Annotated in this window: 9 protein-coding genes and 2 pseudogenes; 6 read left to right on the top strand and 5 right to left on the bottom strand. The window is 30.4% G+C overall.

From position 1 onward, the window contains the following. Positions 1-136 precede the first annotated feature (136 nt). The 5 genes from AGR56_RS07445 to AGR56_RS07430 all read left to right on the top strand — a co-directional run bounded on the left by AGR56_RS07445 (position 137) and on the right by AGR56_RS07430 (position 4,602). Entirely contained in the window at positions 137-1,138 is a 1,002-nt protein-coding gene (locus tag AGR56_RS07445; RefSeq protein WP_053241735.1) for a LacI family DNA-binding transcriptional regulator, read from the top strand. Between the two features lie 125 nt (positions 1,139-1,263). Further along, positions 1,264-2,535 carry a hypothetical protein gene (locus tag AGR56_RS07440; protein ID WP_053241734.1) on the top strand — a complete coding sequence of 424 codons (1,272 nt, stop codon included), beginning with the start codon at positions 1,264-1,266 and terminating at the stop codon, positions 2,533-2,535. Continuing rightward, positions 2,532-3,419, top strand: coding sequence for a radical SAM protein (locus AGR56_RS07435; protein ID WP_053241733.1), 888 nt, complete (start codon positions 2,532-2,534; stop codon positions 3,417-3,419). Before AGR56_RS07440 ends, AGR56_RS07435 begins: the two co-directional genes overlap by 4 nt. A 346-nt stretch (positions 3,420-3,765) precedes the next feature. Next, a complete protein-coding gene (locus AGR56_RS20160; RefSeq protein ID WP_198149974.1) occupies positions 3,766-3,927 on the top strand; it encodes a hypothetical protein in 162 nt (53 codons plus the stop codon). A 69-nt stretch (positions 3,928-3,996) separates the two neighbouring features. Continuing rightward, entirely contained in the window at positions 3,997-4,602 is a 606-nt protein-coding gene (locus tag AGR56_RS07430) for an RDD family protein (protein ID WP_053241732.1), read from the top strand. A gap of 776 nt (positions 4,603-5,378) precedes the next feature. Here AGR56_RS07430 and AGR56_RS07425 read toward each other — a convergent pair. The 5 genes and pseudogenes from AGR56_RS07425 to AGR56_RS07405 form a co-directional block, all read right to left on the bottom strand. Next, a pseudogene (locus AGR56_RS07425) lies at positions 5,379-6,208 on the bottom strand (aldo/keto reductase). An 84-nt stretch (positions 6,209-6,292) separates the two neighbouring features. After that, positions 6,293-7,675 (bottom strand): glycoside hydrolase family 32 protein, encoded by a 1,383-nt coding sequence (locus AGR56_RS07420; RefSeq protein WP_053241731.1) that lies wholly within the window; start codon positions 7,673-7,675, stop codon positions 6,293-6,295. Positions 7,676-8,375: 700 nt separating this feature from the next. After that, on the bottom strand, positions 8,376-10,040 hold the full coding sequence (locus AGR56_RS07415; RefSeq protein WP_053241730.1) for a ribonuclease J: 1,665 nt from the start codon (positions 10,038-10,040) through the stop codon (positions 8,376-8,378). A 161-nt stretch (positions 10,041-10,201) separates the two neighbouring features. Next, positions 10,202-11,170 (bottom strand): Gfo/Idh/MocA family oxidoreductase, encoded by a 969-nt coding sequence (locus AGR56_RS07410; protein WP_053241729.1) that lies wholly within the window; start codon positions 11,168-11,170, stop codon positions 10,202-10,204. 175 nt (positions 11,171-11,345) lie between these two features. Next, a pseudogene (locus tag AGR56_RS07405) lies at positions 11,346-12,468 on the bottom strand (ribose-phosphate pyrophosphokinase). A 336-nt stretch (positions 12,469-12,804) separates the two neighbouring features. Here AGR56_RS07405 and AGR56_RS07400 point away from each other — a divergent pair. Further along, positions 12,805-14,820, top strand: a complete 2,016-nt coding sequence (locus tag AGR56_RS07400) for a methyl-accepting chemotaxis protein (RefSeq protein WP_053241728.1) — start codon at positions 12,805-12,807, stop codon at positions 14,818-14,820. The last annotated feature ends 96 nt before the right edge of the window (positions 14,821-14,916 follow it).

The following is a 14,916-nucleotide window of genomic DNA, read 5'->3' as shown; positions in this document are numbered from 1 at the left end:
TCAAAAAAAATTTATGTAAAATAACAATTGATTTTAATTATATTAAAAGTGATAATATTATTATATATGCTGTTTATCAGTGAAAACGGTTGTATAGGTTCTCTTTTAAAATTATATAAATAAGGTGTGAAAAATTATGAGTGTTACTATAAAAGATGTTGCTAGAGAAGCAAGTGTTTCCCCATCTACAGTATCTAGAGTTATAAGTAATAGCCCTAGAATAAGTGATGAGACAAAAGAAAGGGTAAATAAAGTAATAAAAGAGTTGAACTATCATCCAAATGTTATAGCAAGGAGTCTTGCTAATAATACAACTAACGTAATTGGAATTATTATGACAAGCGAAATTGATGACTTAACTAAAAATCCATTTTTTATTCAGGTTATGACAGGAATAAGTAGTTATGCAAAAGAAAAAGGATATTATATAATGTATACTTTTTGTACTAACTATGAGGAAGAGCTAAAGTGCGCAAAGGATTATGTAAATGGCAATTTGGTAGATGGTATAATACTCAGTTCCGTGGTAGATAATGACAAATGCATACAGTATTTAAAGGATGTGGAATTTCCTTTTGTGGTTATTGGAAGGCCAGAAAACACAAATAACATTTTGTGGGTAGATAATGATAACTTTAAAGCAATGTATAGTGTAGTAAGTAAGCTTTTACTTAAAGGGCATAAAACTGTAGCATTTATTGGACCGAAAACTGAAATAAGTGTTTCAAAGGACAGACTTAGTGGATATATACAAGCCCACAAAATAAATGGAGTAGATATAAATAAAGATTTTGTTAAGGAAGTTCCTGGCTTTAAGGAAGAACATGGATACGAATCTATGAAAGAGATACTTAAGGTTGGAGTTCCAGAGGCAGTAGTTGCAGCAGATGATCTTTTAGCTTTTGGGGCTATAAGATGCCTTCATGAAAATAAAATTAAAGATGTATCAATAATTGGTTTTAATAATACCCCACAAGCAGAATATTACAGACCATCTCTTACATCTGTAGATATCAATGTGAGAAAAGTTGGATATTATGCATCTAAGCTTTTAGTGGATAGGCTTAAAGATAATATAAAGGAAAACCACTATATAATAGGAACTAATCTAGTACAAAGAGAAACAACTAACCTCTAGTAAGATTTTATATGTTATTTGAATTAAATTTGAAAATGCTCTACATAATCATATTAAGAATATAGTAAATAGTATGGTATAATTATGTACAATAAACAAATACCATGTTGAGGAAGTATGATAATATGAATATAGTAGAGAAAAATGATAAAAGAGAAATCATATTAAAACTTAATGATAAGGTTAAAAAGAATGATTTTAACTACTATTGGCATGGCTTTAAAAGTTTTCCTATAGCATTATATAATTCTAGTGAGGTATATTTGGTTAATTATAAAGACTTGCCTGAAGGCTATTATGTTGATGGAAATGTTGCTATTGGAAAGAGAACTGAAGAGTTTTCCCAAGATACAGTTATTAATTTGGGTGGTCAATATACTGTTATATGCAATATTGATACTTTAACTGAAGTGGTAGATTTAGATAAGCTTTATTCTGAAGTGGTTCATGAAATGTTTCATAGTCACCAATTGGAGACTGGAGAATCGAGATTTCCTAATGAAGCACTATATTTTACTTATAAATTTACAAGTGAATTTTTGGCTTTGAGAATAAAGGAAAGAGAATATCTACTTAAGGCTGCCTTTGAGGATGATGAAATTAAGAAAAAAGAACTAATATCTTATTTTATTAGTATAAGAGAATTAAGAAAAAATATTATAGGAAAAAGCATAAATTACGAATATGGCATAGAATCAATAGAAGGAACGGCAACCTATGTTGAATATAAGGCATTTCAAAGAGAAAATGATCTCCCACCTAAATATGTTATAGCTAAATATGGTGAAAAACTTATTCAAAGTAATGATTTGAAGCATTTTAGGACTTCATGTCATTTTTCTGGTATGTTTATGGCTTTAATAATGGATTCCATGTGTGAAGACTGGCAAAAAATATATGATGATTCTAAATTATATCTATATCATTATTTTAAGAAACAAATAGAATGGGCTCAAAAAGATGTCACTCCTCAAATTAATGCCTATATAAATTATATTCTTAGAAATTATGATGATTTAGGTAAAAAAGAAATAACTAGTTTTTATATTAATGCAGGTTATAACATAATTTTAGATGGTAAGTTCTCTATAACACAATTTGATCCAGCAAATATTATTGGTTTAGATGGCAGACTGCTTCATAAGAATTTTGTTAAACTAAATAACAAGTATCTTATCAATGAAAAAGTTATTACTACCCATGATGGTGACAATGTGCTTAATGCAACAAGCGTTGAATTTTTTGTTCAAGATGAGCCCATTATGATTGAAGGTGGCATATATATTCAAGGAATTGGTGAGTTTAAGGGAAAAGTTATACCAACCAATAAAGGATATATTATAAAATTTAAACAGCCGTTTGTTGACATCGCAGTGAAAGGCAGTAATTTAAAGTGATAAAAGAAATAAATGTCAGCTCAATTTTAGGAACGTGCAAAAGGCCATCTGAATGGTTTGGGGTTAAGTATAATTTTAACATATATAGAGGCTGTGAGCACCAATGCATATATTGTGATTCAAGAAGTCAGTGCTATGGAATTGAGAATTTTAATGATCTTGTTGTGAAGATCAACGCTATTGAATTATTAACCAAACAATTAGCCTCAAAGAGAAAAAAAGGACTAATTGGAACCGGGGCTATGGGAGATCCTTATACAATATCCGAGAAAAGGTATAGACTTACAAGAGAAGCACTTAAATTAATTGCAGATTTTAATTATCCAATCCACATAACGACTAAAAGCAATTTAATTCTAAGAGATATAGACATTCTCGAAGAAATTAATAAAATATATGCTTCTGTGTCTATGACTATCACAACCACAGATGAGGGACTCGCTAAAAAAATTGAGCCGTATGCACCACTTCCAATGGATAGGTTAAAAGCGCTAGGGGTGCTTTCTGAAATTGGTGTCTGTACAAGTGTAACTATGATGCCGATACTTCCTTTTATTGAAGACAACAAAGAAAATATAATAGATATAGTAAATAAAGCAAGCTTTTATGGTGTTAAGCATATAGTCCCATGGCTTGGCATGTCGCTTAGAGATAGGCAAAGAGCATATTATTATAATAAATTGGATGAACTGTTTCCAGGGATTAAGCCAAAATACGAAAAAAAATTTGCAGGCATGTATATATGTTCTGCTAATAATTCAAAAAAGCTCTGGGAAACTTTAAATGCAGCATGCAGTAAATATAATATTTCTTTAAAAATGCCAACTTATGAAGAAAAGGCTACTTACACTCAACTTAGTTTATTTGATGAAAAGTCAAAGTAACGGTATTCACACGGTAGTGCGATGTATTTTAGTTTAACATCAATAATATCATTTTCTGTAATACCAGTTTCCATAAATGGAGCTTTGAATATTATCAAATGATAGGGTGGTAATATAAGATTACTGCCTTTTTTATTTATCTAAAAATATATGGTATTAAAAACCATATTAAAGGTTAATACATATAGAAAAATGATGAAAATTGAAGATAAAATGATAAAACTATGAATAAACAGTTAAAAGTACGTTAATATAGAGTAAACAAAAGTTGTAATAAGGTATAATATACCATATAATGAATTCATGATTTGAATAAGTACAAGCATATATATGGAGGACAGAGATGATGGATTCTTTAGTTTTAAAAATATTTAAATTTATATTAATAATTGAATCGATGCTTTTAGCGTCTATGGGGTATATAATTGAATATGCAGTATACTTTATAGCTGTCATATTAGGAATAATGATATTATTTTACTTCATTTACAGAAAAATTGAAAGCTAAAAATTTTCTCATATATGGTGGACTATTCAAATTATCTATAATAAAATTTTTATGAGGGGGTAATCAAAGATGTATTGTAAAACATGTGGAGCGGACAATCCAGATGGAGCAAAGGTTTGCGAAAAATGCGGAGCTAGTTTAACAGAAATGGAATATGACGACAAGGAATTGGATGAGGTAGAATATACGGGATTTTTTAAAAGAGCAGCAGCTTATATAGTTGATATGCTGGTTATAGGAGTAGCAGATTATATTGTGGCTTTAATACTAGGAAAAGGTTCACCGTATATTGCAATCACAACTGTAATAATCCTAGCATATTTTGCCATTATGGAAAGTTCAAAGTTTCAAGGTTCTCTTGGTAAAATGCTGTTAAAGATAAAAGTTACAGATGAAAATGGAAATAGACTATCTATTTTAAGAGCTGGAGCTAGGTATATAGCTTTGGATATTTTTACAATATTAGGAAGCATAGTCACGATAGTGCAAGGGAAAAGTGCCGTAGTTAATCCTAATGATATATCTCAAGTGATGAAGTCACTTACAGATCTTCCACATATGATAGAATACATAGGAATTATATATGGAATCGTAGTATTTATATCCATACTTTCATCAGAATATAAACAAGGAATACATGATAAGATAGTTAAAAGTTATGTTGTAAATAAATAAACTGAGAAGTAACAGTACTTCGTCACATTAAAAAATTATTTGTACCAAAATGCTGTCTTCTGGGCATTATGGTACAAATAAATTTCAATAGTTGAAGCGGTATATCTATATATAGATAAACAAGCTGAAATATTTAAATTACCAATACCAAATTTATCCTTACAAACTGAAATTTGTCGAGCTAAGTGAAGGGTTTTAATTCGCCCTGCTCATTAAAAAACTAACTTTTTCACTTATGTGAAAAAGTGAAGGGTTTGACATAGCTTTGCTTCTAGCCAATCTATAGATAAACAAGCTGAAATATTTAAATTACCAATACCAAATTTATCCTTACAAACTGGAATTTGTCGAGCTGAGTGAAGGGTTTTTAATTCGCCCTGCTCATTAAAAAACTAACTTTTTTTCACTTATGTGAAAAGTGAAGGGTTTGACATAGCTTTGCTTGTCAAAGGTGAAGGTTTTTTTGCCACGGCAAAAGGTTAAGGAATATTTTTTTCTCCGTTTCTCTACGAAAAATAAATAATTTAAATACGTTTAAAGATTTTCCGTAGGAAAACGGAGGAAAATCAACCTTAGCTTTTTATTGAAGATAAAAAAGTTCACCTTTTACGTGCACAGCACCGTAAAACCATTCACCTTGCGCATAGAGAAAACCTTAATCTTTTAACAAACGAAGTGAGTTAAAACCCTTCACTATAGTGCTCGACAAACTGTAATTTAATAGGATACATTTGGTAGCGATAATTTCTATGTTTCAAGTTGCTCATCTATATATCTTAAAAATCAATAGTATCTGGGTCTGGTCCTATTCTTTTGCCAGTATTTAATGTTTCTATTTTTTTTTCATATCCTCAGCAGATATTTCAAAATTATATAAATCCATATTTTCTTTTATTCTAGATTTTGTTGAAGATTTAGGAATAGTTATAACTCCCATTTGCAAATCCCATTTTAATGCTATCTGTGAAATTGTCTTTCCATATTTTGTTGATAATTCTTTCATAAGTGGGATTTCAAATATTTTTCCCTGCATTAATGGTCCCCATGCTTCAAGCTGAATCTTATGTTTCTTACAGAATTCATGTACTTCCGTTTGTGGAAACTGTGGATGATATTCAACTTGATTTACTGTTGGTACAATATCACATTCGTTTATAAGCTCTTCTAAATGATGAACTTTAAAATTACTTACACCTATAGCCCTTATTCTTCCTTCCTTGTATAGCTTTTCCAATGCCTTCCATGGCTCAGTATTTGATTTTTGTGGCCAATGAATTAAATAAAGATCAAGGTAATCTGTTCCTAACTTTCTTAAAGATTCATCAAAAGCGTTTAAAGCTTTATCATAGTCATGTTCAGTATTCCAAAGCTTACTTGTTAAAAATATATCTTCTCTTTTAACACTGCTCTCTTTTATAGCTTCTCCAACAGCTTCCTCATTACCATATATAGCAGCTGTATCAATATGCCTATATCCCAATCTTAAAGCCTCTTTAACTGAACTAACTGCTGTATTTTTATCCTTAATCTTGAAGGTCCCAAAACCAACCCATGGCATCCTTACACCATTATTCAGTACTGTAAAACTGTTAATATCCATTACCATTTCCTCCAATCATAATAAACAATATGCTATCAAATACCCTGCATGGGTATATAATAGCATATTATTGTTATAAAATAAATTACATTATTCTAAAATTGAACTCATTTTCCAAATATCAAGAGATTTTACCTTTAAACTTTTTCCTTTTAATGTAGAAACCTTGATATTTTCGCTGTCCTCCCTAACAGCATATACTCTAGCTGATATAACTTTTTCATCATTTGCAAATACCTCTACAGTAGAATAATCAACAAAAACTTGCAACTTTAATGTATCATATTTTCTAGATTTAATATTCCCTTTAACAATAGATTTATGGCATTTATCAGAAATACTAGATTTGCTTCTGTCTATATAAAAGCTTTCAGTATCATATTCATATTTTATAGAGGTCTTTTCCTCTTCATCCTTTGAACTTAATACATCTATTGAAAAGCACATGCCTTCCTCCATTTCTGCCTCAATAATTACTTCAAGTGCTTTTCCTTTTGTTTTAGGAATTAAGGTTGATTCCAAAACAAAATTTTCATACTTTTCATGTTCTTTTCTTAAAACTTCAAACTCCTTTACAGGCTTAATACGCAGCATATTGTCTTTAATTTCTAGTGTCCTTGGAAGACATTGAACACCTGCCCAATCGCCACATTCATCAAATTCTCCTCTTGAATGTTCCGGCATCCATGCAATCATTATGCGCCTTCCCGCATTATCAACTAATGAATTGGGGGCATAAAAACCTTCCCACCCACCATAATCTAAAATCCCCTTAAATTCTGGTATAAACTTGTATTCACTATTTAATGTTCCAATATAGTATTCGACCTGCCCATCAGGTGAAACAATTAAAACATACTTATCGCCTAATTTAAAAAAGTTAGGACATTCCCAAAGAACATCTTCTCCTTCACAAAGTATATTTAGAAACTCCCATTTTTTTAAATCCTGTGATTTATATATTAAAGCACAACCTTTCTTATTATGACTGCCACCTAAAACCATAAACCATTTTCCATTTTCATTCCATACAAAAGGATCTCTCCAATGCTTAATCTCAATATCACCATTGATTTTACTTGTCATAATAGGATTCTCTTCAGACTTTCTCCATGTAAGCATATTATCTTCGCTTACGGCTGACCACTGCTGCGCTCCTATTTCTGGATTTCTTTCTCCTTCTCCTATGCTCGTATAAAAAATTGTAGGCTTTTCTCCGTTAATTACTGCACATCCTGAAAAGCAATGAATTTCTCCTTTGTCTTTAGAAGGATAAAGTGCTATAGGCAAGTGCTTCCAATGAACTAAATCTTTACTCTTAGCATGTCCCCAATGAATATTTCCCCATTCACTTCCATATGGATTATACTGATAAAAAAGATGATATTCACCTTTATAATAAATAACTCCATTAGGATCGTTCATCCAATTTTTTTCCGGCATAAAATGATAAATAGGTCTGTATAAATTCATATATATTCCTCCGTCACAATTAATATATAGATAGACAACTTGAAAATTTGAAATGCCCAACACCAAATTTATCCTAGAAAACTAGCATTTTACTTAGAGTACAGAGTACAATTGACAGAGGACAGTGAAGGATGATTTTTCTCCGCTATGCTTCGAAAAATCTTAAACTTAATGCTTGCGCATGGCTTAAAATACAATATTCAGCGCAGCTGATAATAAGTTCTAGGATTTACCTGAGAGAAACGAAAGGTAAATCAACATTAACTGTACTCTGCACTCTGTCAGTTGTACTCTGAGTTAAGCCATAATTTAACAGCATAAATTTGGTATTAGTAATTTAAAGCTTTCAGCTTGCTTATCTATATTACATAAAAAACATATATAAGCTAAATTTTTGTATGTCAACCCATTAGCATAATGCTTGTATACGTATTCAGTTATGATAATAATTATATCACACAAAGATAGCAAGGTAAATAGATTCGTATGTTTGAGCATTTTTTCAGCAAGTAAACATGCACGAGGTTTTAGCCTTGCCCATTATCCTTCTAGAAGCTAAAGCAAGCACTCTCCTAAAATTGTTACCTTAGATTTATAGAATTTTATTAAAAGTGCTTTTATATTATTCTATAAGGATAATGGTCTTACGCCAAACCCCGCGTATGTGTATGTGACGAAGCATTGTTCCTTCACAATCTTTTTAAATTTCCATGATAATTGGAAGAACTATTGGCCTTCTTTTTGTCTTCCCATATAAAAACTTTTCCACAGCTCTCTTCGTGCTATCCTTCAAAATATACCATTCAATAATCTCATTTTTAAGACAGTTATCAAGTTCCCTTCTTGATATTTCTTTAGCTTCATTAATTAAATTTTCTGATTCCTTTACATATACAAAACCTCTAGTAATTATATCTGGTCCAGCTATGATGCTGTGCGTATCTCTCTCTATGGTTACAACTATTGTTAAAATACCATCTTTAGCTAAATGTTTTCTATCTCTAAGGACTAGGCTTCCTACATCACCTACTCCAAGTCCATCCACAAAGACGTCTCCTGTACGAACTTTTCCTGAAACAATTGCCTTTTTACTAGATAATTCTAATACCTGCCCTGTTTCCATAATAAATATATTTTCCTTCTTCATGCCCATACTTTCTGCAAGTTCAGCATGAAATTTTAAATGTCTATATTCTCCATGAACTGGCATAAAGTACTTAGGATGGACCAAAGTATGCATTAATTTTAATTCCTCTTGGTATGCATGCCCTGACACATGGACGTCTTCCAAAGCTTTATATATTACTTTAGCACCACCTTTAAGAAGCTTGTTAATTACTCTAGATATTAACTTTTCATTTCCTGGTATTGGAGATGCAGAAATAATAAACAAATCTTTTGACTCTATTTTTATTTTTCTATGATTTCCAAATGCTATCCTTGCAAGAGCTGACATAGGTTCTCCTTGACTTCCTGTTGTTATTATAGTTACTTTTTCATTAGGATAATTATTTATTTCATCAATATTTATAGCTGCTCCTTCTGGAATGTGTAAATATTCAAGTGATGTTGCTACTTCAGATACGTTTTCCATACTTCTTCCACTAAAAGCTACTTTTCTCCCATATTCCAAGGAAGCATTAATTATTTGCTGCATTCTATGTATATTCGAAGCAAATGTAGCTACAATAACCCTTCCTTTGGCTTCCGAAAAAATTCTCTTAAGCTTTACTCCTATAGATTTTTCAGAAAGCGAATGTCCTTTACGTTCTACATTAGTGCTATCTGCCATAAGAAGCAAAACCTTCTTTTTCCCAAGAACTGCTATACGCTCCAAATCTGTGCCAAGACCATCAATTGGAGTATAATCTATTTTGAAATCTCCAGTGTGAAATATTAGCCCAATAGGAGTATGAATTGCAAGGCAACATGAATCAGCTATGCTGTGGGTATTTCTTATAAACTCTACCTTTAAATTATCTGTTCTTACTATATCTCCAGCTTCTACACAATTCAAAGTACAATCTGAAACCATACTATGTTCTTTTAATTTATTTTCAACTAACCCTAAAGTCAACCTAGTACCATAAACAGGAACATTTACTTGCTTTAAAATATAAGGAAGCGAGCCTATATGATCCTCGTGCCCATGCGTAAGAAATATACCTTTTACCTTCTCCATATTATCAATTAAGTAGCTTATATCTGGAATAACCATATCAACCCCATACATTTCTTCATCTGGAAAAGCCACTCCACAATCTATTACTATTATCTCTTCTTTATACTTAATTGCTGTTATATTTTTTCCTATTTCTCCAAGCCCACCTAATGGAATAATCTTTACAACATTCTTATCCGCCACTTAAATTCCTCCAATTCATTATAATAAAATTTTTATTTATTATATTTTGGCTGTTTATGATAAATTTAATTCTTTTCTATAAAAAATGTAGATGGATTTATATTTTTTATTAATATTCCATCTACACCTTAATTATTTACTATTTTTTAAACATATAATTATTATTCAAAAGGATATTTTATTTTCCACTGCTTTCTAATTGCATCCATTATATTCATTACATCAACAGATAAATTTAAAGTATTTTCATTGAATTCATTACTAATGCAGCTATTTATATATTCAATTTCGTAATTTAACGCTTTTGGTTTTTCTCCAACCTGCAAAACCTCTGTTCTGCCATCATTGTAGTTTATAACCGCTTTGTCCGCTCTTGGAAAATCCTCCACAGTTATATATCCTAGATCTCCTGCAATAACCCCTACTTTAGGCATTTTTGCTCTCATTGTAAGCGAAATAACTGCCATCTCATCCATGGAATTTTTAAGCACTATTCCAGACTCTTCATCTACCCCTGTTTCAAACTTTTTCACTGTAGTCAAAACTTCATTTGGATTGCTTGATAAGAAATATCTTGCAAATGAAAGTGCATATGTTCCAATATCTAAAAGAGCACCTCCTGCTAATTCTTTATTAAAAAATCTACTTTTTACATCATACTCTTTACAGCTTCCAAATGAAACCTGAATCATTTTAAGCTTTCCTATTTGCCCAGATGCAACAATATTATGCAGCTTTTTATATAATGGCATATGATATATAGTCATAGCCTCTGCCAGAATTAGTTTATTTTTTTCTGCTAAATCAATTAATTTTTTAAGCTGCTTTCCGTTAACAGTTATAGCCTTTTCACACAGTACATTTTTATTATTTTTAAGGCTCTCCATTATGTAGTAATAATGATTACAATGAGGAGTTGAAATATAAACCACATCTATTTCATCGTCTCTTAACATATCCTCGTAATTACCATAAACCTTTTTTATATTATAACTGTCAGCAAACTTCTTTGCTCTCGCATAGGATCGTGATCCAACCGCATATATTTCCGCATTACTTTCCATTAAAGCTCTAACAAACTCTTCTGCAATATTTCCAGGTCCTAATATTGCCCATTTTGCTTTACTCATCTCTTCACCTCATTCATTAAATTTATTAACTGTTCAGAAAATTCAATTCGTTATATTTCATGATAATTCAAGTTTATGCTTCCGTCAATACCATTTACTGTAAATAAAAAAAACTAGGCAATTAAATTACCTAAGTTTTTATCAAATTAACTTTACTTTTATTATACTTATGTATTTATTTATTTGCTTTATTTTTTAGAAGTTCCTGTATTACATATGTTGCATCCATAAATTTAGCAATTGATTGATCCTTATTTAATCTATTTATTATTCTTGCTATAAACTCTGACATATCAACGCTTCTAAACCATTCAGCCTTTTTAAGCTCCGGTGATATGTATGTTAAATTTGTGGAGTAAACTCTAGTTATTATACCATTATCATAATACTTCTGGAATTTTTCCAGGCCTTCAGTAAAAAACGCAAAAGTAGTTGCAATATAAACATTTCCTGCTTTTCTTGATTTTAATTCTTTTGCTATATCAAGAACTGATTCTCCAGATGCTATCATATCATCAACTATTAAAACGTCTTGATTTTCAACATCTCTTCCCATATACTCATGTTTAACAATAGGATTTTTCCCATTTACAATAGTTGAATGATCTCTTCTTTTATAAAATAATCCAACATCTACACCAAGTACACTTGAATAATATATAGCTCTATCCATTGCACCTGTATCTGGACTTATGACAAGCATATTGTCTTTATGTATTTCTATGTTTTTTTCTTCTGTTATAATAGTTTTTAAAATATCATATGTTGGGTATAAATTTTCAAATGACAATAATGGAATTGCATTTTGAACGTTTTGGATCATGGGCATCAAAGGTTAATATTTCTTGTACTCCTAATCTCTCTAACTCTTGAAGTGCTAATGCACAGTCTAAAGATTCTCTTCCTTTTCTTCTATGCTGTCTTGATTCATATAAAAGTGGCATAATAACTGTTATTCTTCTAGCTTTTCCTCTTATAGCAGATACAGTTCTTTTAATATCCTGAAAATGTTCATCTGGTCCTTTGTGATTTTCAATTCCAAACATGCTATATGTACAACTATAATTTCCTATATCACAAAGTATATAAATATCTTTTCCTCTGACCGATTCAGTAAGCTTTACTTTTCCTTCTCCATTAGAAAAACGAATTTCTTTGGCTGGCAATAAGAAAGTTCCCTCTGCCTTTCTTCTTGCTTTAATTTGTTCATTAATTTTTTCCCCTAGTTCCTTGCAGCTCTCCAATACAATTAAACCCAATTCTCCATTAATATGGGTAAACATTTGACTATTACTCATTTTTTCCTCCATACATCATTTAAATTTATTACACATCTTTTGAGTATTTTACTTAATTAATTCTAGATATACAATTCAATTATGTCAATGGTTATTCTTGCAATAATTATATTTTTATTTATTTTATATTACTATAAACGACACTAACAAGAATAAAGAGAGAGCTTTAGCACAAAAAGTATCAAAATGCGCCTAAGTTTGCTGTAAAAAAGCAATCATATTTTGATACTTTTTGTATTTTTTACAGTGTTTTATATTTGAATAAGTAGTATAATTATAATATAATTTTATAAAATTTTAAATATTCATCTTGTTTAATAAAAGGAGATATTGATAATGAAAAAAAAAGCAAATAATTCTATAAAGGTAAGGATTTTATTCGTACCTATTATTATGATGTTTGTAATTATAGTGGCTATAGCTTCTGTATCAATAGGAATAGCTAAAAATAAGCTTTTATCTCAAATGGAATCTGATGGAATTAATATGGCAAATCAAATATCTAGGGATATGGGGAGAAACAATGCCTCAATAGATACCTTAAATGAATCCATTGAGGACAAAATTAAAACTCTCGGAACATTTATAAACGCAAACAAAAATATCATAAACAATAACTATCTAAAAACTCTAGCAAAACAATTTAACGTAGATGAAATAAATGTTACAGATACATCAGGTAAAATAATATATTCAAATCTAGAAAGCAGTTTAGTATCAAGTCCATTTGGCAGTAAAGATATATGCTATCCTGTTCTAATAGGTGAAAGAGAAGAATTAATGGAGAACATAAGAAAAAGTGTTGACAATAATAATTATTATAAATATGGATACATAAGAAATTCTAGCGGTGGTCTGGTCCAAATAGGAATTCTAGCAAATAAAGTACAAAGGTTGACAGATGATCTTAGATCTCAAGCCTTAATAGATGATGTAGTTAAAGATAAATCCATAGTATATGCTTTATATATGAATAAAGATTTAAAAGTAGAAGCAGACAGTAATAAAAAAGAATTAGGAAAAACTTTAAAAGATGCTGGAAGCAAAACTGCTATATCTACTGGGAAAGTATACGCTTCTCAATATACCAATTATGCTACTCATGTTTACGATATAATTGTACCAGTACACAAAAACGGACAGCTAATTGGTGCTGTAGACATAGGTATGTCAATGAAAAATGTAGAGACAACAGTTTATAAAACTATATTTATTATAACTTTAATATCCATTATAGCTTTTATTTTATTCTTATTCATGCTTGTTAAAATATCACAAGGAATAATCGTCCCTTTAAAAGATTTAGTTGGTGTCTCAAAACGAATCGCCGATGGAGAATTGAATAATGAAATACAAGTAAACGCCTCAGACGAAATAGGCTTACTAGCAAGTTCATTTAGAAATATGGCAGAAAATTTAAAGAATACTATCTCAACTATAAAAAATGAAACCTTAAGAGTTAATAAAATGTCATCAGAATTAAATTCCAACTCTGACAACATGAAAAATGCCTCAAATGAAGTTGCAAGAGCCATACAAGATGTAGCTCAAGGTACTACCGAGCAAGCAAATAACCTTATTGAAATATCCACTACAATATCTGAATTTGCAAAAGAGCTTGATACTATGAATAATAAACTTTCAAAAGTTAATGAAAGTTCAAACATCACAAAGAATAAGGCAAATGAAGGTAAAGATGAAATAAACACACTCTTCAATTCTATAACTGATGTTAATAAAGCTTTTGAAACAGTGTCAGAAAAAGTAGAAAACTTAAACTCCAGTGTTTCGAAAATTGGAGAAATAACAGAAGTAATAAACGAAATATCAGAGCAAACCAATTTGCTGGCCTTAAATGCTGCAATAGAAGCTGCACGAGCAGGAGAAGCTGGGAAAGGCTTTGCAGTAGTTGCTAATGAAGTTAAACAGTTGGCGGAACAGTCAAGAAAATCTGCTGAACAAATACAAAACCTTATCACCAATATAATCGTGGAAACAAAAAATGTAATATCGACCTCAAACAATGTTAAAGGAGCTTTTAAAACTCAATCACTTACTGCAACAAATACAATTTCGGCCTTTGAATCTATGCTATCATCAATAAAAAGCGTAACTCCTTTAATAGATGATACATATAAATCTATAGAAATAATTATGAAATCAAAAGAAACTATTTTGACTAAAATTGATTCTCTTACAGCAATATCAGAGGAAACTTCTGCATCTTCTGAAGAAATATCAGCATCATCAGAAGAGCTATATGCATCTTCTGAGAGTGTATCCAATTTCGCTAATAATCTAAATGAAGTTACAAATAAACTTAATGATGAGGTAAATAGATTTAAAATTTAATTTAAAACACAGCTTTCTTTAATACCATTGGCTATGTTTAAAAAATGTTGATATTATACGTTTAAAATCCATTAATGGTATAAATTTTTATTGACC

The organism is Clostridium sp. DMHC 10, from assembly GCF_001270375.1.
Lineage (GTDB): Bacteria > Bacillota > Clostridia > Clostridiales > Clostridiaceae > Clostridium_S > Clostridium_S guangxiense.
Note: the sequence above shows the minus strand (reverse complement) of the source record. Positions and strands in the feature narration are given on the sequence as shown.

What these genes read in the sequence shown, in the direction of transcription:
- AGR56_RS07445 (WP_053241735.1), top strand. Translation starts at nt 137, where the DNA reads ATGAGTGTTACTATAAAAGATGTTGCTAGAGAAGCAAGTGTTTCCCCA.
- AGR56_RS07440 (WP_053241734.1), top strand. Translation starts at nt 1,264, where the DNA reads ATGAATATAGTAGAGAAAAATGATAAAAGAGAAATCATATTAAAACTT.
- AGR56_RS20160 (WP_198149974.1), top strand. Translation starts at nt 3,766, where the DNA reads ATGGATTCTTTAGTTTTAAAAATATTTAAATTTATATTAATAATTGAA.
- AGR56_RS07430 (WP_053241732.1), top strand. Translation starts at nt 3,997, where the DNA reads ATGTATTGTAAAACATGTGGAGCGGACAATCCAGATGGAGCAAAGGTT.
- AGR56_RS07420 (WP_053241731.1), bottom strand. Translation starts at nt 7,675, where the DNA reads ATGAATTTATACAGACCTATTTATCATTTTATGCCGGAAAAAAATTGG.
- AGR56_RS07410 (WP_053241729.1), bottom strand. Translation starts at nt 11,170, where the DNA reads ATGAGTAAAGCAAAATGGGCAATATTAGGACCTGGAAATATTGCAGAA.
- AGR56_RS07400 (WP_053241728.1), top strand. Translation starts at nt 12,805, where the DNA reads ATGAAAAAAAAAGCAAATAATTCTATAAAGGTAAGGATTTTATTCGTA.